The 24,007-nt window shown below is 42.8% G+C and carries 17 protein-coding genes and 1 riboswitch; of the genes, 3 read left to right on the top strand and 14 right to left on the bottom strand.

What is annotated here, in order from left to right:
• Positions 1-48 precede the first annotated feature (48 nt).
• The 5 genes from DXB15_RS12490 to DXB15_RS12470 all read right to left on the bottom strand — a co-directional run bounded on the left by DXB15_RS12490 (position 49) and on the right by DXB15_RS12470 (position 4,534).
• The gene (locus DXB15_RS12490) at positions 49-342 is read right to left on the bottom strand and encodes an RNA polymerase sigma factor (RefSeq protein WP_158582263.1); all 294 of its coding nucleotides are present in this window, start codon (positions 340-342) and stop codon (positions 49-51) included.
• 265 nt (positions 343-607) lie between these two features.
• A complete protein-coding gene (locus DXB15_RS12485; protein ID WP_158582262.1) occupies positions 608-2,299 on the bottom strand; it encodes an FAD-dependent oxidoreductase in 1,692 nt (563 codons plus the stop codon).
• An 81-nt stretch (positions 2,300-2,380) separates the two neighbouring features.
• Complete coding sequence (locus tag DXB15_RS12480) at positions 2,381-2,644, bottom strand: 4Fe-4S dicluster domain-containing protein (RefSeq protein WP_118703128.1); 264 nt, start codon at positions 2,642-2,644, stop codon at positions 2,381-2,383.
• A 5-nt stretch (positions 2,645-2,649) separates the two neighbouring features.
• Positions 2,650-3,474 carry a DAPG hydrolase family protein gene (locus DXB15_RS12475; protein ID WP_243115647.1) on the bottom strand — a complete coding sequence of 275 codons (825 nt, stop codon included), beginning with the start codon at positions 3,472-3,474 and terminating at the stop codon, positions 2,650-2,652.
• Positions 3,475-3,568: 94 nt separating this feature from the next.
• A complete protein-coding gene (locus tag DXB15_RS12470; protein WP_118703130.1) occupies positions 3,569-4,534 on the bottom strand; it encodes a nitronate monooxygenase in 966 nt (321 codons plus the stop codon).
• 237 nt (positions 4,535-4,771) lie between these two features.
• On the opposite strand from DXB15_RS12470, the gene DXB15_RS12465 reads away from it, so the two are divergent.
• Positions 4,772-6,382 carry a helix-turn-helix domain-containing protein gene (locus DXB15_RS12465; RefSeq protein ID WP_118703127.1) on the top strand — a complete coding sequence of 537 codons (1,611 nt, stop codon included), beginning with the start codon at positions 4,772-4,774 and terminating at the stop codon, positions 6,380-6,382.
• A 68-nt stretch (positions 6,383-6,450) separates the two neighbouring features.
• Here DXB15_RS12465 and DXB15_RS12460 read toward each other — a convergent pair whose 3' ends face one another.
• From DXB15_RS12460 to DXB15_RS12450, 3 genes are all read right to left on the bottom strand, one after another.
• On the bottom strand, positions 6,451-7,851 hold the full coding sequence (locus DXB15_RS12460) for an FAD-binding oxidoreductase (RefSeq protein ID WP_118703126.1): 1,401 nt from the start codon (positions 7,849-7,851) through the stop codon (positions 6,451-6,453).
• Positions 7,852-7,866: 15 nt separating this feature from the next.
• Positions 7,867-9,057, bottom strand: a complete 1,191-nt coding sequence (locus DXB15_RS12455; protein WP_118703125.1) for an electron transfer flavoprotein subunit alpha — start codon at positions 9,055-9,057, stop codon at positions 7,867-7,869.
• Between the two features lie 97 nt (positions 9,058-9,154).
• Positions 9,155-9,943, bottom strand: coding sequence for an electron transfer flavoprotein subunit beta/FixA family protein (locus tag DXB15_RS12450; protein WP_118703124.1), 789 nt, complete (start codon positions 9,941-9,943; stop codon positions 9,155-9,157).
• 483 nt (positions 9,944-10,426) lie between these two features.
• Here DXB15_RS12450 and DXB15_RS12445 point away from each other — a divergent pair, with 483 nt between their 5' ends.
• Both DXB15_RS12445 and DXB15_RS12440 read left to right on the top strand, forming a co-directional pair.
• Positions 10,427-12,154 (top strand): IS1634 family transposase, encoded by a 1,728-nt coding sequence (locus DXB15_RS12445; protein WP_118703123.1) that lies wholly within the window; start codon positions 10,427-10,429, stop codon positions 12,152-12,154.
• Between the two features lie 425 nt (positions 12,155-12,579).
• Positions 12,580-13,428 carry a PHP domain-containing protein gene (locus DXB15_RS12440; RefSeq protein ID WP_118703122.1) on the top strand — a complete coding sequence of 283 codons (849 nt, stop codon included), beginning with the start codon at positions 12,580-12,582 and terminating at the stop codon, positions 13,426-13,428.
• A 202-nt stretch (positions 13,429-13,630) separates the two neighbouring features.
• On the opposite strand, the gene DXB15_RS12435 is transcribed toward DXB15_RS12440, so the two are convergent.
• From DXB15_RS12435 to DXB15_RS12410, 6 genes are all read right to left on the bottom strand, one after another.
• The gene (locus DXB15_RS12435) at positions 13,631-15,082 is read right to left on the bottom strand and encodes a sensor domain-containing diguanylate cyclase (protein WP_118703121.1); all 1,452 of its coding nucleotides are present in this window, start codon (positions 15,080-15,082) and stop codon (positions 13,631-13,633) included.
• 364 nt (positions 15,083-15,446) lie between these two features.
• The gene (locus DXB15_RS12430; protein ID WP_109215011.1) at positions 15,447-16,622 is read right to left on the bottom strand and encodes a cation:proton antiporter; all 1,176 of its coding nucleotides are present in this window, start codon (positions 16,620-16,622) and stop codon (positions 15,447-15,449) included.
• 48 nt (positions 16,623-16,670) lie between these two features.
• A riboswitch (Fluoride riboswitch) is annotated at positions 16,671-16,750 on the bottom strand.
• Between the two features lie 213 nt (positions 16,751-16,963).
• Positions 16,964-17,356 carry a cytidine deaminase family protein gene (locus DXB15_RS12425; RefSeq protein WP_118703120.1) on the bottom strand — a complete coding sequence of 131 codons (393 nt, stop codon included), beginning with the start codon at positions 17,354-17,356 and terminating at the stop codon, positions 16,964-16,966.
• Positions 17,357-17,548: 192 nt separating this feature from the next.
• The gene (locus tag DXB15_RS12420; RefSeq protein ID WP_118703119.1) at positions 17,549-18,358 is read right to left on the bottom strand and encodes a Cof-type HAD-IIB family hydrolase; all 810 of its coding nucleotides are present in this window, start codon (positions 18,356-18,358) and stop codon (positions 17,549-17,551) included.
• 118 nt (positions 18,359-18,476) lie between these two features.
• Positions 18,477-19,340, bottom strand: a complete 864-nt coding sequence (locus tag DXB15_RS12415) for a bifunctional chorismate mutase/prephenate dehydratase (RefSeq protein ID WP_118703118.1) — start codon at positions 19,338-19,340, stop codon at positions 18,477-18,479.
• A 100-nt stretch (positions 19,341-19,440) separates the two neighbouring features.
• Complete coding sequence (locus DXB15_RS12410) at positions 19,441-24,006, bottom strand: PolC-type DNA polymerase III (RefSeq protein WP_118703117.1); 4,566 nt, start codon at positions 24,004-24,006, stop codon at positions 19,441-19,443.
• Position 24,007: the final 1 nt, after the last annotated feature.

Raw genomic sequence — 24,007 nt, 5'->3', positions numbered from 1 at the left:
CAATTCGCTCTTACTTATCATAGAAGAATCTTATTTACAGACTTTTCTTCATAGTCTCGAAAAATTTTCAATCTGACTTTCCTCCAAAGCCGGTATGATATCTGCAATTCTTTTTCTCCACATCTGCTTGCGGTACTGATTTTTCCACAAATTTGCCGCAATACCAAGCAAATAGCTTTTCGGGTTCTCCGCATCATTGACATTATCCAATTCCCACAATTTTAAAAATGTCTCCTGATACAGATCATCTGCCGTACTTTTATTTCCTGTCAGCCGTTTGCAGAACAGATAAATATCTCTGCCATACTCTTCAATATATTTTTCCAGCTGTTGTTTCTCCATCTTAATTAAAACTCCCATTTCTGACGTCTTTCCTGAGTAATCTTAATTACCCTTACATCCTTATATTGTCATAACTCACTGGTTGGTTGCAAAAAAATATCCTTCCAAGAAAAGAATCTGTGATATTTCAAAAACCGCCACATCTGTCTATCGACAAATATGACGGTTTTTCTACCTATCCTAATATCTTGACTTTTTTATAAAACGCTGTACTAATATTTGGCTTACCTTCTTTTATAACATCCCGTTCTCAGTAAAATTATTTTTAGTGAAATCTCGGTGGCTGTACCTGATATGTCTCAATCGGCACATCCTCTGTGGAGAATTTCATTGCTCCGTTGTCGTTCTCACATACAATCCATTTCAGCCAGTTTTCATTATCCATCTGCGGATAATCCTCACGCAGGAACCATCCTCTGGATTCTTTTCGCATGGATGCACCTTTAAACTGCATTTCTGCGGAAAGAACCATTGCCTCTGCCTCGTGGCAGGAAAGCAGATCGTGGAAATCTTCTGCTTTTAACTGTGCAACCATTGGTTTGATCTGTGCCAGTTTGCGCAAGCATACATCCAGACGGTGCTGACTCATGTATACACTGTTTTCAACCGGGCAGACAAGCTGCTGGATTTTATCAATGACTTCTTTTGCTCTTACACCTTCTTCACGGAATAACGGTGCAAATGCATCTTCTTTCAACTGTGCTACCTGGGCGTCATCAATTGGCTGCTGTGCATGATCTGCTGCATAAGCTGCTGCCTGCTGACCACTGACAACTCCTGCAAATACTGCGTTCAGGATTCCTGAACCACGGTTACGTCCTGGAGGTGCCGGTACTGCGCCAGGCGCACAGGAACCATCGTAACATACATCTCCTGCTGCATACATTCCAGGAATGGTAGTAGCCATCTGCTCATCTACTTTGACCGGAGACTGCTCACCGACAAATCCAGGCTCTACTTCCCATTTCTCATCTCCTTCGAAACCATCTACGGAAGAACCTTTTTCGAAATCAATTTTCCAGAATGGAAGACCATAAGGACGATCCCAGATGTAGAACATCATCGTATCATTTTTGGTTGTCTCGCTCTCCATCGGATGCAGGTAAACCGGACCTCTGCCGGATGCCATGGTATTGTACCACTCTGCTACAGCGCTGGAACTGATATCTGCTTCCGGGAAACGACGGAAGTTCTTTGTAATATTTTCACCATAAGCGTCATACATCACGTTCTCACCAAATACACACTCACGGTTGCTGTGTACACGGTAAAGCTGTGCAAAGTTACCAAACTCCGGATTTCGCATCTGTGCGCCGGCACGGTAAGCTGCTGCGATACCGTCACCACGTCCGTTACTCCACATCGGAGCCACACGGTAGTTCTGACTTCCGGTACAGAGGATGACGGATTTTCCTTCAAATACATAGAAGGTACCGTCAATGATGCTGTATCCGACAGCACCGGCGATCTGTCCGTCTCTGGTCAAAAGGTCAGAAATGGTTGTTTTATCAATAAATTTTACGCCCAGTTTTGTGGCAGTTGCTCGCATTTTCAGTGTCAGATCCAGATCTACACCGATCATATAAGTCATCGGACCGGTCGGAATACGTTTTTTTGGGATATTGACACCCCAGGATTCCATCTTGTCCAGAAGCTCATTATTCATAGCCACATATTTTTTCAGTAAATTCTGGTTGGCCAGATAACCGCCAACAGCATTTGCATGATATTCGTTAAACATCTCCGGTGTGGTTTTCTCCAGATCAAAATACTGTAATACACCGCCACCTTTATTTGCTTTTCCGGAATATCCGGATGTCTGTTTTTCCACTACCAGGACACTGATGTCCGGATTTTCTTCTTTTACACTGATTGCTGCTGTCAGACCGGCAATTCCGCCACCGATGATCAACACGTCAGCAGACATTTTTTCCTGTTTGATTTCCTGTTTTTCCATTATGCTCTCCTCTCTCAGATACATACCCAAATGCTTTTCTGATAAAATTATTTCTGACAAAAGCCCCGGGCAGATATCATATTATGCTTCGGTCTGTTTTTTTGCGTAACAGTCAAAGGTCTGGCGGAAACTCTGGCTTGCATAGTCAGGGATTACCTTGATCGCACCTTTGGCACATTTTACTTCACAATAGTTACAGTGTTCGCAGTCTTCCACATATTTGAAAATCGGACGTCTTTTTTCTGCATCCCAGCGAATGACATCTACAAAACAGGCTTTATAGCAGATCTGGCATCCAACACATTTGCTTTCATCAAATTCGATTTTATGGTTTATATAAATCATCGCTTCTACCTCCAGTTATCTTTCTCTTCCGCATACAGAGACGGAAGGATTGCTGCCAGATTTGTAAACTCTTTTACGTTATGTAAAGCCAGTGACATGGCTGCCATATCCGGGTAACGCATACCGTCCGGAAGCACTTTCACATCTTTTCCGTTTACATAATTCCAGCCCATCCAGAAACGGGAACGAAGCTCGATACCGCCCTCGATCTCACGTACAAAATGTGTCATAAATGTTGGCGGAACAGCAAATGGTGGCTGACCTTTTCCGTATCCTTTTCCACAGACTAAGGTCGCACAGGCATCGGTACCGATCAGTTCTGCCTTGAATCCACAGTCTCCCGGGTATTTAAAGTTGATTACGATCTGATCCGGTCCCATTCCGGTATCTTCGGTAATTTCATGTGTGGTATCCCATAATTTTTCCTGATAGGTCAGATCCGGATCTAACGCACGTACACGGTTCTGTGTTTCTGCCTTGTAATGATCTTCCGGATTCCAGATTTTGTAACGCAGGTTGTCAAGTCCATGCCATGCAAAGAACCAGTCAAACATCTCCGGTGTTACTCCCGGCATCTTTGTCAGGTTCGCCAGATATCCGGTTCCATCCGGCAGAATACACCAGCCTGCCTCTGCCTCCAGATATCCCGGCTCAAACAGACGATTTCTGTCTTTGAACTGCAGTACCTGATCCGGGCGAAGCGGTCCGTTCAGCATTTTTGCATATGCTTCCGGAGCCGGCTGCGCCATATCCTGCTCGAAATATTTATAGTAGCTTTTCTGTTTTTCCTCTTCCGTTACCGGAACTCGTTTTTTTGCCATCTGTTCCATAGGAAACCTCCTCCATTTTCATTGTCTCTATTTTTCACACTTCAGGGATCTCATTTTATGAGGTAAATTTGGCTTTCGGTATTTTTCTGAAGTATTAAAATTCGAACTCTGCCATATGGCTTAAAATCTCTTTTGCACCTGCGATTGCATCATCGATAATCTGTAATGCCGGTTTTTCTTCTGTGACTAACGGTACGATCTGACCTGCCATGACAGCACCGCCAACCATATCGCCTTCTGCCATTGCTTTTCTCAGAGAGCTTTCTGCAACCGGGCGAAGCAGTTCTGCTGCTTTTTCCTTTGTATTGTTATCTTCAATATCGATCATCTCGTCCGCCAGTTTGTTTTTGATCTGACGGCAAGGCTCATCGGTGCAGTATCCGGTAATGACAGTAGACATATCTCCGGCAGCCAGCACTTCTTTCTTTACATTTGGATGCACGGTTGTCTCTGCTGCAGCCATAAATGCAGTTCCCATCTCAAAACCTTCTGCTCCCATGGCAATTCCTGCAGCTACACCACGGCCATCTGCAATACCGCCGCTGGCAACAACCGGAATATCCAACAGGTCTACTGCCTGTGGAACCAGAACTGTGGTTGCCTCAAAAGTAACGTGTCCGCCGCCTTCCCAGCCTTTTACGATCATGACATCTGCGCCTGCCTCTGCTGCAATTCTTGCATCATCAATAAAAGATGCTTTTACAACGATCTTGCAGCCAACACTGTGCCAGATATCAAAATATTTTTTACAAAGTTCCAGATCCAGACCTGCGATGGTATCTGCATACATCACTGGTGGTTTCTCATCCAGAACAATTTTTGTCACATGTTCCAAATTTGGTGGAATCATGATAACATTCATTCCGAACGGTTTATCTGTCAGCTTTCTTGTCTCTGCAATCTGCTCTCTGATAAATGGTTCCGGTGCAAATCCAACGCCCAACACGCCAAGTCCGCCTGCATTTGATACTGCCGCAACCAGCGGTGCTGTGGAAATCCAGGCCATCGGTCCCTGAATAGCCGGTTTTTCGATATTTAAAATCTCACATACTCTGTTCATACCAACCTTCTCCTTTCGCTCTCTGACGTTCTCCCGAAATCCGCTTCCTATTTTCAAACCATTCAATACTTGAAGCATTTTCCGTGATACATCTCCCTTGTTGAGAAAATTATATAAATAAAAAAGGATGTTTTCATTTCCAATACATCCAAGTTTGCTATGTTTTTTTACAAATACTTTTGTAACTTCCTACAAATTTTGATACAATCAGAATAAGAAAGTACGGGGGGAATACAAATGAAAGTCACATTGGAAATGGTATTAACCAGATTTTTTGCACAACACAAAGAAGCAAACCTTTTTTCGGAAATCACGGATACGCAAATGCATCATGCCCTGCTTGGCATACAGCTTTTACCAAGACATATGGAAAATCTGTCTGCTGATTATCTGTATGTCACAGATCAGTTCTACTATTCGGCACAAATATCCAGAGACTGCCGTAAAGTAAAACCAGACAATGTCTATCCGCCGGATATTGCAGAAACCGATCTTTCTTTTATTGTATTTGGCTCGGAGGCACCTGACTCTGGAGATTTGAGTCAGAATGCTATTTTTATTCAGACTGATATGGAACTGGCCGAAGGGTTTAATGCTCTTCAGAATGTTTATGCCGAATTTATCGAATGGGGACGTCAGCTGGATTTTGCAATTTTCCGGAATGCTGACTTTCAGGAATTTATCGACATCAGCGAAGAAATGATTGCCTGTCCAATCCTGGTTTATGATCCGGCGCTGAAGCTGCTGGCCTATTCCCGCATGTACCCGGGACTGGATGACCGCATTTTTCAGACTGCCATTGCAAACGGATATCTGGATCTGGAAACCGTAAAATATTTTGAAAAAGAACGGATTTTTGCACAGATGGACCACACCGGAAGTGCAGTCGGCGAACCGGACAATTTCCGTATGCATGCAGACTTTGCCCGTGCCATCAATATCCGCAACGAGCTGGCAGTCTACTGCATTTTGCTCTACACCAGTGAATATCCGCGCAGCTACATCAATGAACTCTACCAGATTTTCTGCAACAGCATTGAGCATCTGCTGGAAAAACAGCATGCGGATTTCCTGAAAAACCGTTCCGTCACCGATTATTTTCTGATGGATCTTCTGGATAATCCGGAAACACCACCGGAGCAGATCAAAGAACGAATTTACTATAATGATCTGGATTATGAGGGCAACTACATCGTAATATGCCTCCATTCCGACATTAAGCAAAAGCCTTCGGAAAATTATTTTATCCAGCTGCTGCGCAACAACATGATCAACTGCAGAATTTTTGCGTACCACGGTGGAATCGTCATTTTGTATCATCTTCCAAAATTCCGGGAAACAGATTACAGAGATTATCTCCGTGACCAGTTGCATACAATTTTAAAGGATTTTGCTGATCGCAGCATTACGCTTTATTTCAGTAAACCTTTTACAACAATCGGACAGTTTGCAGAAGCCTACCAGCAGGCGGAAAGTTTGCATCAGATGAACCTTTCCATGAACGATACCATGTACTGTTTTTATGAGGATCACTGGCTGAAGTACCTGATTGGCAGTACCCCGCAGAAAGAGAAAAGTTTTTCCTTCTGTGAACCATCGCTTCTTCAAATGTTACATGCAGATACCAAAAAATCCCGGCAACAGCTGGAAATCCTTTATGAATATCTCCGCTGCGACCGGAAGTTAACCGATGTTGCAGGTAAACTCGGCATGCACCGCAACAATGTCATTTATCATGTAAAACAGATATCCGAAGAGTTTCATCTGAATTTCGATGATCCCGATGTGCGCCTGCGACTTCTGATGTCTTTTGAAGTATTGAAATTCAGCAAACTTTTTATACGTTGATTTGACAAGTTCTGATCTGCAAAACAAACAGGCAGGAAGTTGATCAAACTTCCTGCCTGTTTCATATACTATCGAATTACTTTTCCCGGATTTAAAATATGTTTTTCATCAAAGGCATTTTTGATTGCCTGATACAGTGCAATCATCTGCGGTCCCATAAATGTCTCCAGTGCACCGACACGGGCATGACCGATTCCGTGCTCGCCGGATACCTGACCACCCATGGTTTTCGCCTGCGCATACAATTCTTCCATCAGCTTCGGGCAACGCTCCTCGAACAGTTTTTTGTCCATATCGTCACGCATCAGCTGAATGTGCATGTTTCCGTCCCCGGCATGACCCTGGATGGAGATGCGGATGCCGGTCTCTTCCATCTTGGTGTCTGCGAATCTGGAAAAATCTGCAATTCGGTTTCTCGGAACAACGATATCGCACTCATCCATATCTGTCGTAGATGCTTTTAATGCCTCCAGTGCTGCGCCACGCACCGTCCATACCGCTTCTTTTCGCTCGTCAGTATTGCACAGGAACACATCCTCTGCGCCATTGTCCAGACAGATCTGTGCAGCATCGTCACATCTGCGCTCCACATCTTCCACGCTGCTTCCGTCAAACATCAGAATCAGATAGGAATCTGCGGTACGATGCGGCATAATTTTGTTCAAATATTGCGCCGCATCATCCAGCAGAGATTTTGGCATATACTCGATGGCCGTCGGATTCAGATCGGAATTAATGAATTTCGGTACGGTTCCCACGCACTGCTCCAGTGACGGATACGGTACCAGAAGGGTGTAGGATACCTTCGGTTGCGGAATCACACGCATACGAAGTTTTGTTGCGATACATAAGGTTCCCTCGGAACCGATTACCAGATCTTTGATATCATATCCGGATGTATTTTTCGCTACATTACTGCCAAACTGCATGATGTCACCATTTGGCATAACGCATTCCATGGAAACCACATAATTTCTCGTCACACCATATCCTACCGCTTTCATACCACCGGCATTTGTCATGACGTTTCCTCCAACGGAAGCGGTTTTCTCGCCCGGTTCCGGCGGATAGAAAACACCTTTTTCCTGAGCGGCGTTTGCCAGTTCCATAACCAGCACACCCGGCTCAATGACAACGGTCATCGTGTCCAGATCCCACTCCAGGATTTTGTTCATTTTTTCCGTACAAAGTAAAATTCCACCATAAATCGGCACTGCGCCACCGGACAGACCGGTTCCTGCTCCACGCGGAGTCACCGGAATGCAGTGCTCATACGCATAGCGCATCACTTTGGACACTTCCTCGGTACTTAATACTTCCACCAGTACATCCGGTACATGAGTACCAAAGTCCGGCATCTCATCATGCGCGTAATCATATTCAATCTCGTCCCCGTAAAAGACACGATCCGGGGCTGTCACACTTTTTAAATATTCCACACCTTCCGGTGTAATTACCTGATATTCCATTTTCGACATCCCCCTTTACTGCTGTTTTGCCTGTACTGCCGCTGTCAGAGCAGGTACGGCACTGTACAGATCTTCTGTAATACAATAATTTGCAATTTTAAAAATCGGTGCTTCTTTATCTGTGTTGATTGCTACGATACACTCAGCGCCATCCATACCTGCCGCAAACTGTACCGCACCGGAAACACCGCAGGTGATGATCAGCTTCGGTTTTACAGTACGTCCGGAAAGTCCGATCTGTTTTGTCACATCATTCCATCCTTTTTCTACCAGTGGACGTGTGGTTGCCAACTGTCCGCCCAGAGCATCTGCCAGTTCCTGCAGCATCGCCAGATCTTCCTGTTTTTTCACACCACGACCGGCAACAACCAGAACGTCTTCCTCTTCGATGCCTTTTGTTTTTTCCACAATCTCAGTGCTGATCACTTCCATACCGGATTTCAGCATTTCATCTGTCACTTTACAGTTCACAACTTCACCATTTGATGCTGTCTTTTCTGCCACATTCATGACTTTATAACGAACGGTTGCGAACTGCGGTCTCGTATTTGTCGTGATAATCTGTGCCATGATATTGCCGCCAAATGCCGGACGAATCTGCACCAGATCAGTATTCTCTTTCATATCAAGTACGGTACAGTCTGCAGTCAGACCGGTGCGGAAACGTGTCGCACAGGCCGGTGCCAGGGAACGGCCCAGAGAAGTTGCTCCCACCAGGACAACCGTTGGTTTTACCGTTTCGATACAATCTTCCATGACATTAGTATACACATCTCCACGGAAATGTGCTAATTTCTCATCTGCGTAAACAAATACTTTATCCACACCGTATTCCAGTAACGTGTGCGCCTGTTCATTTGCCTTTTCTCCGCCGATCAGCACCGCATATACCGGATGATTGATCTTGGCTGCCAACTCTCTGGCTTTTCCGATCAGTTCAAATGCCACCGGATGAATACCGCTCTCTTCCTGCTCCACAAATACCATGATGCCTTTCCATGCATCTTTGTCCACGGTCTTTTTCACTTCATCCTCAACCAGTGAAACTGCCTGTACCGGACATGATTTCACACACAGTTTACACATCTTGCAGGATGCATTAATTTCGATTTTATTATCTTTGATCTCCAGTGCTCCAAAGGGACATTTTTCCACACACTGTCCGCAGAGGATACACTGATCCTGATTAAAATTTAATGTTGCCATCTGTCTTTCCTCCGAATTGTCTATCTATCATTCTTACAGCTGTTTTTCCATGTATTTCATAATTGAATATTCTCCACTATTCACTCATTTTGAAATACTACATATATTTTCGTTCCGCAAAAATATCGGCCAGATCACCGGCAATCTGCTCTGCTGATCCATCCATGAAAATCTGTCCATCATGACTTTCCGGTGGGAAAATACGCTCTACAGAAGTAGCAGATCCTTTCAGTCCGTAATGTGTCACATCCTGATCCTTGAATTCTGCAAATGTGATCATCTCTACCTTGCGGTCTTTGGTCGCTGCTTTCAGACGATAAGACGGAAGACGTGGCGTATAGATGTCTTTTTCTACCGTAAGCAGACAAGGAAGTTTCATTTTTGCCAGCTGTCTGACATTGACAAAATCCTGTCCAACCGTCACGCTTGCATCATCTACATCTGCAATTTCTCCCACCCATGCTGCACACGGGATTCCCAGGTATTCCGCCATGGCCGGACCAACCTGTGCGGTATCACCATCGGTGGTCTGTTTACCACAGATGATAATGTCATAATCACAGATGGATGTGATCCCCTGTGCCAATGTATAAGAAGTAGCCAGTACATCCGCCCCTGCAAAGGTACGGTCTGTAAATACATATGCCTGATCTACCCCCATCATATAAGCTTCTTTCATCATTGCCTCAGCCTGTGGCGGTCCCATGGTAACTGCCGTTACGGTTCCTCCACAACGCTCTTTCAGACGCATCGCAGTCTCCAGCGCATACAGATCATACGGATTGATCTTGGCTGCTGCACCATCACGTTTTAATACACCTGTTTCCGGATCGATCTCTACCTGACTGGTACCCGGAACCTGTTTGATACATACAACGATCTTCATGTTCTTCTCCTCTCAAACAATCACTCGAATTTATTGCCAGTTCGCATACCATGTTGAATATTCAAGAATGCTCCGGCATTCTTGTTGCGAGGTGCGCGTCATGCAATTGCATGACATACTTCAACTGCGCACCTCTGTAATCCTGCCGGAGGCTATATCAGATGGGGGATTGGCTCCCACCACTGATACTAGCTTGTTTCTCACCACCTATAGAGATGGGAGTCATCTCCCATCTGATATACCGAATTCAATCCCTTTTCCCATGCAGAGCGAACTTCTTATCTGGTCTTACCAGTTATATAGCTATTGTATACCTCACAATACAAAAAAGCAAGATATATATGTACTGTTTGTACAATTCAAGAATGCTCCTGCCTTCTGACTGTGTTTTCAGCCGTTCAAGTCGAACGCACGTGAGACTTGAATCTTATCATATAGTAATATTTAGTGATATGTTGTATAATAGTGACAGAGGTGATTATTGTGCGTATAACAACATCAAAATCAAAAAATTCTGAATCATTTTACATCACGCAGTCCTATGCAAATGCCAATGGGAAAAGTACTTCCAAAACCATCCGAAAATTAGGTACGTTAGCTGAATTATCAGCGCAGCTCCACACGGATCGTGACGGAGTTGTTGAATGGGCAAATGAACAGGCTCGTCTTGAAACACTGAAATATAAAAGTGAAAAAGAGGATGCTACTGTCATGATTCCATTTCATTCCAACAGACTCATGGACTATAATAAGCAGAAACTTTTTTCTGGCGGATATCTTTTCCTTCAGTCCATTTACTATGGACTTAAGCTCGATTCTGTCTGCCGAAAAATCAAAAGCCGACATAAATTCGAGTATGATCTTAATGCTATTTTATCTGATTTAATTTACACAAGGATTCTGGAACCTTCCAGCAAAAGTTCTTCCTTCCAAGCAGCAAAACAGTTCCTTGAGCCTCCAACTTATGAACTTCATGATGTGTACCGTGCTCTTTCTGTTCTTGCTTCTGAAATGGATTTTATTCAAGCAGAAGTTTATAAAAATAACTTTTTTCTCGGTGACAGAATGGATCGGATCCTTTATTATGATTGCACAAACTACTACTTTGGAATCGAACAGGAAGATGGAGATAAAAAATACGGAAAAAGCAAAGAGCACCGTCCGAATCCCATTATTCAAATGGGACTCTTTACAGATGGTGACGGAATACCTTTGGCTTTCTCACTCTTTCCTGGAAACCAAAATGAGCAGAAATCCTTAAAACCTTTAGAAACAAAGATTCTCCAGCAATTCGGCTGTGATAAGTTTATCTATTGCAGTGACGCCGGACTTGCTTCTGAGGATAACCGTGTTCTTAATCACATGGGACAGAGGGCATTTATTGTCACTCAGTCCATCAAAAAACTGCCTGCCGAAGATCGGGCATGGGCTTTAAAGAAAACTGGCTTCAAACGTCTCGAAGATGATAAATCTGTGGACCTTACAAAACTGACAGGTGATGACAAGAACCAGCTTTATTATAAAGACGAACCATTTACAACCAAAAAAACGGATCAAAGATTGATCATAACCTACTCACCTAAATATGCTGCTTACCAGAAAGCCATCCGTGCAGAGCAGATCAGTCGGGCAGAAAAAATGGTTGCAAATGACTCTCTAAAAAAACAGCGTAAAAATCCAAACGATCCTGCAAGATTTGTAAATAAGATAGCTGTAACCAACGAAGGAGAAAAAGCTAAGATCCACTATTATCTCGATACGGATAAGATTGCTGAAGAAAAAATGTATGACGGGCTTTATGCGGTATGTACAGATCTGCTTGATGATGACGTTGCAGATATCTTAAAAGTCAGTGAAGGAAGATGGCAGATTGAAGACTGTTTCAGAACTATAAAAACAGACTTTGAAGCCACACCCGTTTACTTAAACCGTGAAGACCGGATTAAAGCCCATTTCCTTACCTGCTTTCTTGCTCTGTTACATTTTCGATTATTGAATCGCTCTCTGAAAGGAACTTATACTACAGAACAATTACTTCGTACTTTAAAGGATATAAAATTTGCGGATATAGAAGAACAGGGATTCATGCCGGTATATGAACGTCAGGAAATCACTGACGATCTCCATGAAACCTGCGGATTCAGAACGGACTATCAATTCATAACAAAACGGAAAATGAAAGGAATTCAGAAAAAAAGTAAGCGGAGATAAAACATTACTATATTTCATGTATACAAACAAAAGCGCCACACCCCTTGTATTTACAGGGATTGTAGCGCTTTTTTAACTAATCAACCGTCAAAGATGAGACTATATCATACTTTTTTTTCAACGTCAGCTGGTTTTTTCAATATTTTTTATCCGTTTTTACAGATAAATTTATGACCGTTCACATGCGCTGTTTCAAAAGTAAAATATAATATAAATTTGGTTTCCGTATTCCTTCTTGCATAGATTTTACTTTTTTATTATACTACTTTTGAAATAATTTTCCACCTATATCTTCGGATATTTCAAAAAGAATTGTTTTTCAAAAAATATCCATTTCAATTAATAACGGGAAAATATTTCTTCACAGTATTATATGTGCAATACTTATAGTTTTTTATATTATATAAAGAAAGGACATGTTTCCTATGAATAAACCAATTGATTTACATGTACACTCTACTGCTTCTGACGGTACTTTCACCCCAACGGAACTCGTTGCAGAAGCAAAACGATGTGGACTCTCCGCATTTGCATTAACTGATCACGATACCGTTGACGGTGTTTCCGAAGCACTTGCTGCCGGCAAAGCATCCGATCTTGAAGTCATTCCGGGTGTGGAACTTTCTACAGAATATCACGGAACAGAAATCCACGTCGTAGGACTCTTCATTGATCCTGCAAATACCGAACTTCAGGCAGAACTGGCAAAATTCCGCGATAACCGCGACAACCGCAATCTGAAAATGGTAGAAAAACTTCAGGAAGAAGGTTTTCAGATCACTGCAGAAGACTTGTATCGTCTGAATCCAGATACCGTAGTCGCACGTCCGCACATTGCCAGATATCTGGTGGATTCCGGACAGGTGAAAGATCTGAAAACCGTTTTTGACAAATATATCGGTGACGGATGTAAATGCTATGTAGACCGTTATAAGATCACTCCAATGCAGTCGGTGGCTCTGATCCATCAAGCAGGCGGGCTTGCAATTCTCGCGCACCCATGTCTCTATAAAATGAAACGTGCAGAACTGACCGCCATGATTGAAGAACTTGTGAACGCAGGTTTGAACGGCATTGAAGCGGTATATTCCTGCAATCAGGGTTCTGATGAAAAGGATTTCCGGGAAATGGCAGAAAAATATCAGTTGCTGCTCTCCGGTGGTTCTGATTTTCATGGTGCTAATAAGCCGTATATTCATCTTGGCACTGGAAAGGGAAATATGGCTGTGCCGTATGAATTTCTGGAAGCCATGAAAAATTCCTCATCATTTTAAATAGTGAAGGTGCCAAATTTATTTTTGTCTTCCCGGCTAACAATTTTTCTTCATCATTTTATATAGTGAAGGCGCCAAATTTATTTTCTCTTCCCGGCTAACAATCGCCTGGTAAGAGAAAATAAATTTGACGCCATTTACACTGTGATATCTCTCTTTATTCTTTTACATTCTTCAGTTAGACCGCTGCGCCAACAATTTCTTACTGTCCATCGTAGATTGTTGCACTATAACCTTGTTTCTTTTTGCTCTGATACATCGCGTGGTCGGCATTTCTATACAGCTGATCGAATGAAACGAATTCTGATCCGTCATAGAAACATGCACCCAAACTTATTTCGACATGTTTTCCCTGCATTTCTTCAATGGCAATCTCGCCAACGTTTTCAAAAAGTCTGTCAAAGAATTTCTCTGCTGACTTTTGTTCTAACAGACCCGGCATAAATATCGCGAACTCATCCCCACCAAGACGCAGGAGCACATCGTTCTCCCGACATGATTTCTGTAAACTTTCTGCAACGGCGATGATCACTTTATCGCCTACCGAATGCCCATATGTATCGTTTACTGCCTTGAATTTATCACAGTCAAGCAGGCAAAGTAATCCACCCGTTCTTTCCTGTAAAAGCTCATTGATTCTTCGCTCTCCGCTTCCGCGGTTACATAATCCTGTCATCAGATCGGTCTGCGCCAGATAAAGCAGACGGTTCTCTCGTTTTTTCTCCTCATCGATAGACTCAATACAGTAAATCACATGTAAAAGTCTGCCATCTTCATCATAATCTACCGGAATAAATCTGCTGCGACACCAGCCTCTTCTTTTGTCTACAAATTCATGTGCGATACTGTTTTTCCCATGAAGCCGTTCTTCCACCGTGCGAAGATCTATAAACTCCAGAGATTCTTCCATTCGTGATTCCATGCATATTTTGTCTGCAATGCGCTCGATATGTCCACAAAAGTCATCCAAGATCGCGTATTCCCCTATTTTTCTGACATCCTTTTCCAAATATCCGTTATACTGCGCTGTTGTCTTTACAATGTGATATTTTCCTGTCTGCACATTAATAAAATACATGGATTCATAAATTTTTGAAAGAGAGGAATAACTGCTCAGTTTTGCCAGTTTATTCGAATTTCTAAATGAATTACGCACTTTCAAAAATGAAATAAGAAGCGTTCCAATCATATTTAAGAAGGTGGTAAGTGCTCTGTAATCACTGATCGGTGGATTATCCACGCCAAAAAATCCCCTGATCTCATCCTTATAATATAACGAACATACCACTACGTTTTTTACATTTTGTGCTCTTAGCAGGTCATAAGATATCCGATGTTCTTCTTTGAGGTCTTCCACATCAGTGATAATAATACTCTCTCCTTTGGAAAATGTTTCATACCACCAATCAATGATATCCATATCCACGTTCTGTAATTCATTAATCTCAGGAATCACTCCATCCGCACACCATTCATAGGTGTTGTCCGTGGCATGTCTTTCCTCAGAATCCTCAAAAATGTAGATTCTATCAGAACCGATATGCTTTCCAAAAAAGCCGATAAATTCGTTGATCTGATCATCTGGCGTATCGTAATTAAGAGCCGATCTGAGTGCTTCATTTATGACCTGCTCATACCTTTTCATTGTTTCCATTTGTATTTTCCCTTTACATATTTTTCGTTATATGTAGTTAGTAAAACATTCTTAGATTAATATAATAGCAAACTTCTTTTTATGCAAGTAAAAAAGGTCTTGAAAATCTAATAATTTCGATGTTCAAAACCTTTCATAGTTATATCAGATGGGAGATGACTCCCACCTCTATAGGTGGTGAGAAACAAGCTAGTATCAGTGGTGGGAGCCAATCCCCCATCTGATATAGCCTCCGGCAGGATTACAGAGGTGCGCAGTTGAAGTATGTCATGCAATTGCATGACGCGCACCTCGCAACAAGAATGCCGGAGCATTCTTGAATTGCATAACTTTAGGATTTTTTTATTCGTTTTGTAGTTTTTCTTTACCTGCTCAGCCATTTCTTATACGACAGATCAATGGCAAATGCCCCAAGTGGTGCTGTGATCACAATCGCAAGAACCGCCACAGTAAGCACCGTATCTCCGCAGGCGAAACCTAATGCCAGCGGGATTCCTCCAATTGCAGCCTGAACGGTTGCTTTTGGGGTATACGCCAGCATAGCAAATAACCGCTCTTTTCGTTTCAGGCTTGTTCCTAACAGGCATACAAATACACCAAGCATTCTGAATACAAGTGCACCAACAATTACAAGGAGAGCCTTCGCTCCGACTTTTCCAAGGTATGATATATTTACTGTTGCTCCTACAAGCACAAACAGAAAAACTTCTGCTGCCACCCATAACTTTCCATATTTTGCAGAAAGCCGCTTTGCAACAACTTCTCTCCTTTTCTGTAGTCCTACGCCAATAAACATAATTGCGATCAGTGAGGAAAATGTAATAGCGGTTGTCAATTTATCCTCAAGCACTACAAGTAAAAATGAGATACTCAAAATAATCAACAGCTTTGACGTATCACGGATATGCACCTTTTTGAAATAATGTGCTAACAAAACTCCAAGGACTAATCCAATCGCGATTCCTAAAAATATGGAAATCGGAATATTTACAAACTTAAGCACGGAAGCACCTTCTCCCTGCATCATTCCAACAAAAGTGGAAAACAGAACGATAACATACACATCGTCAACGGACGCACCTGCAAGGATCAATTGCGGAATTCCTTCTTTTACTCCGTAGCCCTCATCCATAAGTTTCACCATTCTCGGAACAACCACAGCCGGGGAAACTGCCGCAAGTACAGCACCCATAATAGCCGCCTCCAACGTCGTTAATCCCATCAGTTTTGGTGCTAATAAAATCATACCGATCAACTCAAAAGATGCCGGCACAAAACACATAAGAACTGCCGGTCTGCCAATCTTTTTCAACCCCGATATATCCAGTCCCAGACCTGCTCTTGTAAGAATAATGATCAGTGCTATTTTTCGTAGATCGGCAGATATGCCAAGAATACTGCCATCCAACAGATTCAAGCCATATGGTCCCAGAACGATACCTGTAATCAACATTCCAAGCAGACTCGGCAATTTAATCTTCTGGCAGAGCCATCCCATGAACATTCCCAAAATCAGGATCAATGCAATACTTAATAACATAAAATTCCTCCTATATACGCAGAAAAAGCTGACACTTTCTGCGTTGATTTATTCGCAGAAGTCATCAGCTTTTATAAGCGGTTTAAATAATTTTATTACCAAGGGAGAACTTCATTCCCTCTAAATTCTTTTGTAAGGATAACACACAAACTATTTTTTTGCAAGAAAACAATCCTATTTTTAATATAACCTGGGTTATAAAAAAGTAACCCATTGCCCTGATTCTGATCTTACATTATAATTGAATATAACATTTAAAATGAAACTTAAATCCATCCACTGATATAATTTTGTCACTCACCACCTATAGAAATTAAAATCATCTCACGTCTGATATAATTTTATATCCACCATTCAGGTGTCAAATCTCCCAGAGTAACGATCCTCTCATTTTCATAATCCATCATTATTTCAACCTGCTTGTATTGTTCTGGCATTAACTGTACCATAAATTCCCGGCACGCTCCACATGGCGGAATCGCTTTTTCCTCTCTGTTAATGGCAATCACACGTTTAATAGCATCTTCTCCATTTGTAATCATGTTGAACATAGCATTACGCTCCGCACAGATACCCAATGTACACGATGTATCTACACAGACACCAACATATATTTTACCAGATACTGATTCTACTGCTGCGGAAACTCCACCTGCCCCAATAATTTCAGAGATATCTCGTGGTTTTAATACCTGTTTCGCCGCGTCATATAATTCTTTCCATTTATCATTCATTGATTTGAGCTCCTTTACAACTTCCAATCTACTGCATTTATTTTATTTCATTTACTTTATCTTTTAGCTTTCATCTCCACATTTATTACTAAAAAATCGAAGAACCCTTCCAAAATAACGATCAAAACGGAAGCATTCTTCGATTTCGTATTAGTTTCTAAAATTTATTAATTTTTCTCAAAAAGACATCCATCAGGAAAACTTCTCAATAACTTCTGCCACGCCGTCTTCGTTATTATCGTGCTCTGTGACATAATCCGCGGCATCTTTTACGCTCTGCACCGCATTTTTCATTGCCACACCCACACCGGCATTGCGGATCATACTGATATCATTCTCCTCATCTCCGATAGCCACCGCATTTTCAATCGGTACTCCAAGGAAATCACACAGGAACTCCACACCATATCCTTTATTTGCACCCAGTGGACAATACTCCAGATATTCTTTGCAGGAGAAAAAGCTGCTACACTTTCCTTTCTCCCACTCTGCATGCGCCTGCTGAAATGCTTCCAACCGCTCTTTGTGCTCCAGATCGATTAGAAGCATTTTCGGCGGTTCTTCATATAGCATGCTATTCAGATTTCCGGTAATCCTGCATGGCATTCCGGTCTTTTTCACATAAAAGTCAAGCTCTTTATTACGTTCTGCCGCAAGCACCTGTGTATCGGAATAGGTCTGAATATGTATCCCAGCTTCTGTCGCCTCACGCAGCAGATATTCAGCATATTCAATCGGCAGACGCTTGTTGCTTAAAATACAGTCTGCTGAAAAATCGTAGATAGTTCCTCCATTGTATGCTACCAGATAGCAGCCCGGTCGCGTTAATTCAAGTTCTTTTGCAATTCTCCGACCGCTGCTGACAGCTCGTCCGGTTGCAAGGGCGATATAATGTCCCTGATCCACTGCATTCCGTAGTGCTTCCCGATTTTTATCTGAAATCGTTTTATCATCCCGCATTAATGTTCCGTCAAAATCAATAAAGAATATCTTTTTTTCCATACGACTGGCCTCCTACGATCTCTCTTCCTTTTCTCATAAGGTGTTACTTCATAAGTACTTTTCCAGAATATCCGGTTCTTCTTATTAATGTGATTGTATCATAGTTTCCATTTTGTTACTATCTGTAATTTCCCAAAATCTTAAAATTCCGGGCTTCATCCCGCAGACCAAGCACTGCATTTTTGATCGCACTGTCATTCAGATTACCGCTCAAATCCATGAAGAAACGATAATCCAGTGGATCTCTGGAAATAACAATGGACTCAATTCGGTTCATATTTAAATTATTGTAAGTCAAATGAGACATCAGGTGATATAATGAACCGCAGGCATCCGGTGCTTCAAAGCAAATGCTGATCTTGTCCGCGCCGCTCAAAGTTACACGGTCTTTGGAAATCAGCAGATAACGGTCCTTCGGCTGTGGGCTTGTCTCATATTCTTCCAGAATGTAAAAGCCATACTCTGCCACCAGATTGTAATTGGCAGACACATAACCGGATGTCGGATCCTGCATCGGAAGAAAGGCGAAATTAACTTCTTCCCGCTGCAATACATCGCAGGCTTCCCGCCAGTCTGCACATTTCTGCAAACCACACTCTTCCGGAAAATAGCTTTTTGCCGCTTCTTCGGAAGCCGAAATAAAGGCTGCTGCCGCATGGGTAAAATCAAGTTCTTTTACTTCCACAAAACCAGTCGGTGCAAATTTGCCATGCTCTGTCAGAAGCTGATACTGCCGCTTTCTGCTGACAGACATGATATGCTCAAATAACTCTCTGACTCCATGACTGTTAAAATCAGAATGTGCCAAAGCAGCTACAGAATCTAATTTTGATACCTCACGCTCTTTGTCAAATACAGCCTTTCCGGTTGAAATTTTATATTCTGCCACCTGTGTGGTCAATACCATACGGTTTTCAAATAATTCCACGATCTGACGGTCGATACCGTCAATCTCCTTTCGAATATCCAGTAAATCTTTCATCTGCCTTACTCCTTACGTTCACCCATATTTTTGCCAAAATGGATAAACTAATTTTTTCTTTATCTCTATCTTCAATTACTTATAAAAAACAAACATTCCACTACAGATCAAACAATGACAACTGATTGGATTCCGGAAGATCCGCTAAAATTCCCAAATCCACCATCAGGTCAATTACCGTCTTGCTGACTTTTGTACGCTGCCGGAAATCATCCCTTGAAAGAAATTTTCCGTCTTTTGCCGCCTCCACGACTGCATCTGCCGCTTTGTCTCCCAGACCGTCAATGGTACTGATGGATGGCATCAGTTTATTATCAATGATCTGGAAATGATGTGCTTTCGCTTTATAAAGGTCAATCGGTAAAAACTCAAATCCACGGGCATACATTTCCTGTACAATACGCATATCTTTGTAAGTATCCTGCTCCTTTTTGGACAGGGTATCTTTTCGCCGTTCATAATCATGCATGAAATATTCCAGTCGTTCTTTTCCCTGACACATCAGCTCATAGTTAAAGGATGTGGCACGGATACTGAAAAATGCCGCATAATAAGCCAGCGGGTAAAATACCTTACACCATGCAATTCGCCATGCCATCATAACGTATGCCGCCGCATGCGCCTTCGGGAACATATACTTGATTTTTTCACAGGACCACACATACCAGTCCGGCACCCCGTGATCCAGCATGTCTTTCTTATATTCCGGCCATTCCTTGCATTTTCCATTGGCAACGGCACCTTTTCGTACACGCTCCATAATGGTAAACGCCTCCTCACTGTCCAGTCCTTTACCGATCAGATATGTCATGATATCGTCTCGGGTACAGATCGCAGTGGAAATCGTTGCTTTTCCTTCCTGAATCAAAGTCTGGGCATTACCAAGCCATACGTCTGTTCCATGGGACAGACCTGCGATTCTGACCAGATCCGAAAATGCCTGTGGTTTGGTATCAATTAACATCTGCATAGCAAAATCAGTACCAAACTCCGGAATTCCAAGAGCCCCCAGTTTGCATCCGCCGATATCTTCCGGCTCAATGCCAAGAGCTGAGGTATTCTGGAATAAGGACATAACTTCCGGGCTGTCCAGCGGAATCGTCTGCGGATCCACACCGGTCAGATCCTGAAGCATACGGATCATGGTCGGATCATCGTGCCCAAGAATATCAAGTTTTAACAGGTTGTGGTCAATGGAATGGTAGTCAAAATGCGTTGTGATGATGTCCGTCGTCATATCGTTCGCCGGATGCTGTACCGGGGTGAAAGAATAAATATTTTCACCCAGTGGAAGTACAATAATTCCACCCGGATGCTGACCGGTGGTACGTCGCACACCAACGCATCCCTGTACGATTCGATCAATCTCACAATTTCGTTTGTGAACACCACGTTCCTCGTAATAATTTTTTACATATCCAAATGCTGTTTTATCAGCTAACGTACCGATAGTTCCCGCACGGAACGTCTGACCATCACCGAAAATAACCTCGGTATATTTATGCGCCTTACTCTGGTAATCACCGGAGAAGTTCAGATCGATATCCGGCTCTTTGTTTCCCTTAAATCCAAGGAACGTCTCAAATGGGATATCAAATCCTTCCTTGATCAGCTTCTGACCACAGTGCGGGCAGTTGCGGTCCGGCATATCACAACCGGCTTTTCCGGCGTAACTTTTTACCAGATCCGAATCAAAATCTACATAATGACAGTTACTGCAAATATAATGCGGACTTAACGGATTTACCTCCGTGATACCTGCCATCGTGGCTACAAAAGAGGAGCCTACGGAACCTCGGGAACCTACCAGATAACCGTCCTCATTGGATTTCCACACCAGCTTCTGCGCAATGATGTACATAACGGCGAATCCATTAGAAATAATAGAATTCAACTCACGTTCCAGTCGCTCAACAACCACCGGCGGCAGATCTTCGCCGTAAATCTCATGCGCTCTCGTATAACAGATTTCACGCAGCATGCCATCGGAATTTTCAATGACAGGCGGACACTTATCCGGTCTGACCGGTGAGATTTTTTCACACATATTTGCTATTTTATTTGTATTTTCAATGACAACTTCTTCTGCTTTTTCACTGCCAAGGTACTCAAATTCCTTCAGCATTTCCTCTGTGGTACGCAGGAAAAGCGGAGCCTGATCATCTGCATCCTTAAAGCCCTTACCCGCCATGATGATACGGCGGTATACTTCATCCTCCGGATCAAGGAAATGCACGTCACAGGTTGCCACAATCAGTTTGTTAAACTGCTCGCCCAGTTCTACGATCTGACGGTTGATATCTTTCAGATCTTCTTCTGATTCCACCGGTTCTTTGTCGGTGCGCAGCATAAACGCATTGTTTCCCAGCGGCTGAATCTCCAGATAATCATAAAACTGCACGATTCGCGCAACTTCTTCCTGCGAACTTCCACGTAATAAAGTACGATATAACTCCCCTGCCTCACAGGCGGAACCAAGCAGAATACCTTCCCGATATTTCATAAATTCGCTTTTTGGAATCTTCGGACGCCGGTTATAATATTTAATATGGGAATCCGATACCAGACGATATAGATTCACACGACCGATATCATTCTGTGCCAGCATGATCGCATGATAACTTGGCATTTTTCGAATGGTCTCTTCCGTATAACTCTCCATCTGGTCTAAATCTTCCATAGTTTCCACACCACGATCCCGCAGCATTTCCACCAATTTAACAAAAATCTCTGCCGTACAGGCCGCATCGTCTACCGCACGGTGATGATGCGCCAGTGACACATTCAATGCTTTCGCCACCGTATCCAGCTTGAATCGGTTCAGTGCCGGAAGCAGAACACGGGATAATGCTACCGTATCCAGAACGGTCTTCTCACACTCTAATCCAAGCGCACTGCAGTTGTGCTTGATAAAACTCATATCAAAGTCTGCATTATGTGCAACCATAACCGCATCCTGGCAAAATTCCATAAACTTTGGTAAAATTTCGTCAATGGTCGGCGCATCCAGCACCATATCGTCATTGATGCTGGTCAGCTGTTCGATTTCAAACGGAATCGGTACTTTCGGATTGACAAACGTGGAAAAACGTTCCGTGATGGAACCGTTTACAACTTTTACCGCACCGATCTCAATGATCTGGTTTTTGGATGGACTGAATCCAGTGGTCTCAAGGTCAAATACTACAAAGGTATCTGCAAAAGACTGTCCCATCGGATGTTCTACCAGACCTTTCAAATCGTCCACCAGATATGCTTCCATACCGTAAATAATCTTGAAATCATCGTCCTTTCCAATGGCATGATTTGCATCCGGGAACGCCTGTACATCTCCGTGGTCTGTGATGGCGATGGCCTTGTGTCCCCATTTCATGGCACGTTTGATGATGTCTTTGACATCGGAAACACCATCCATATCACTCATTTTTGTATGGCAGTGCAGTTCCACACGTTTCACCGGACTGGTGTCCATACGGGTAGATACAAAGGACGGGATTTTTTTAATACCAATGACTGAACCGATGGTCAGCTCACTGTCAAACCGGTCAATCGTTGTTACACCTTTGATCTTCAAAAATGCACCTTTCGCAACACCGCCATTTTTGATTTCATCCAGATACTCATTTTTACAGAACATTTTTACCATGATCGTATCGGTAAAGTCGGTAATGGAAAACATCAGAATCGTTTTCTCACCACGGATCGGGCGCTCATCCATAGACAGAATCTGTCCACGAATGACAACTTCTCCCATCTCTCCCATGATCTGTTCGATACGGATTGCTTCTTCGTCAAAATCTCGACCGTATACCACATCCGGATTATCGGATCTTTTGTAAGAACCACGATCCCTGAAATCCCGTTTTCCGCCAAAGCTCTTTTTGAAACCGCCACGGTCTTCCTGTTTTGCAGGCTTTTTCTCTGCTGCAGAGGATTCCTTTTTGACAGCTGCTGCTTTTTCGGTTTTCTTTTCTGCTGTTTTTTTTGCAGGTTTTGCTGCAGAATCACCAGTCTCCCAAGGTACTTCCGACGCACCGGCTTCCGGGTTTTCCATGTATTCTCCCTCCGGATGACGTTTCGCACCAAAGCTGGAAAGCCGGATGACATTTTCTACCTCATTCTGCATCTTGATATCTGCATTTTTCCGATATTTTGATGCCTCTTTTTCATGAAACTCCATCTCAATCTGAATCGACAGATTGCAGCGTTCATTGAAAATCTTCTCCAGAATGTGATAAATTTCCTCTTCCTTCTGATGCGCCAGAACCGTATCTTCCAGACTGACACGCAGTACTTTTTCCTCCACCACGTCTAATTTTGCATGACGCAGCAGATTGTATTCCAGCAGACTGTAGCGGTGAAATTCCGTCAAAATACTGTTCCAGTACACATCCAGCAGGTTTTTCAATGTATACTGCTCGGACAGCTGGAATTTTTCAATGATCTTGATGTTCATCGTATGATGCGGAAAAAGCTGCCGTTTCAGCTCATTTTCCAGAAAATATACTTTTTCTTTTGGCAAAAGTCTGCCGCATCCTAGATAAATGCGCAGTGAGTTTCTCTGTCTCGTTGTAGAAACCTTTGAAACCGTGGCATCATCCAGCATGCCCTGCAGATCTGTATCCAGTTTTAATTGTGGAAATACCTCAAAAAAGCTTTTTGCCATT

This window comes from Roseburia sp. OM02-15 (assembly GCF_003481835.1).
Lineage (GTDB): Bacteria > Bacillota > Clostridia > Lachnospirales > Lachnospiraceae > Eubacterium_I > Eubacterium_I ramulus_A.
This window is presented reverse-complemented; position numbering and strand designations above follow the sequence as displayed.

Excerpts from the sequence above, each read along its gene's own strand:
- DXB15_RS12430 (WP_109215011.1), bottom strand. The coding sequence starts at position 16,622 with ATGTTATTAAGTATTGCATTGATCCTGATTTTGGGAATGTTCATGGGA.
- DXB15_RS12415 (WP_118703118.1), bottom strand. The coding sequence starts at position 19,340 with ATGAAAGATTTACTGGATATTCGAAAGGAGATTGACGGTATCGACCGT.
- DXB15_RS12440 (WP_118703122.1), top strand. The coding sequence starts at position 12,580 with ATGAATAAACCAATTGATTTACATGTACACTCTACTGCTTCTGACGGT.
- DXB15_RS12470 (WP_118703130.1), bottom strand. The coding sequence starts at position 4,534 with ATGAACAGAGTATGTGAGATTTTAAATATCGAAAAACCGGCTATTCAG.
- DXB15_RS12485 (WP_158582262.1), bottom strand. The coding sequence starts at position 2,299 with ATGGAAAAACAGGAAATCAAACAGGAAAAAATGTCTGCTGACGTGTTG.
- DXB15_RS12410 (WP_118703117.1), bottom strand. The coding sequence starts at position 24,006 with ATGGCAAAAAGCTTTTTTGAGGTATTTCCACAATTAAAACTGGATACA.
- DXB15_RS12490 (WP_158582263.1), bottom strand. The coding sequence starts at position 342 with ATGGAGAAACAACAGCTGGAAAAATATATTGAAGAGTATGGCAGAGAT.
- DXB15_RS12475 (WP_243115647.1), bottom strand. The coding sequence starts at position 3,474 with ATGGAACAGATGGCAAAAAAACGAGTTCCGGTAACGGAAGAGGAAAAA.
- DXB15_RS12480 (WP_118703128.1), bottom strand. The coding sequence starts at position 2,644 with ATGATTTATATAAACCATAAAATCGAATTTGATGAAAGCAAATGTGTT.
- DXB15_RS12435 (WP_118703121.1), bottom strand. The coding sequence starts at position 15,082 with ATGGAAACAATGAAAAGGTATGAGCAGGTCATAAATGAAGCACTCAGA.
- DXB15_RS12425 (WP_118703120.1), bottom strand. The coding sequence starts at position 17,356 with ATGAATGATAAATGGAAAGAATTATATGACGCGGCGAAACAGGTATTA.
- DXB15_RS12420 (WP_118703119.1), bottom strand. The coding sequence starts at position 18,358 with ATGGAAAAAAAGATATTCTTTATTGATTTTGACGGAACATTAATGCGG.
- DXB15_RS12450 (WP_118703124.1), bottom strand. The coding sequence starts at position 9,943 with ATGAAGATCGTTGTATGTATCAAACAGGTTCCGGGTACCAGTCAGGTA.
- DXB15_RS12460 (WP_118703126.1), bottom strand. The coding sequence starts at position 7,851 with ATGGAATATCAGGTAATTACACCGGAAGGTGTGGAATATTTAAAAAGT.
- DXB15_RS12455 (WP_118703125.1), bottom strand. The coding sequence starts at position 9,057 with ATGGCAACATTAAATTTTAATCAGGATCAGTGTATCCTCTGCGGACAG.
- DXB15_RS12465 (WP_118703127.1), top strand. The coding sequence starts at position 4,772 with ATGAAAGTCACATTGGAAATGGTATTAACCAGATTTTTTGCACAACAC.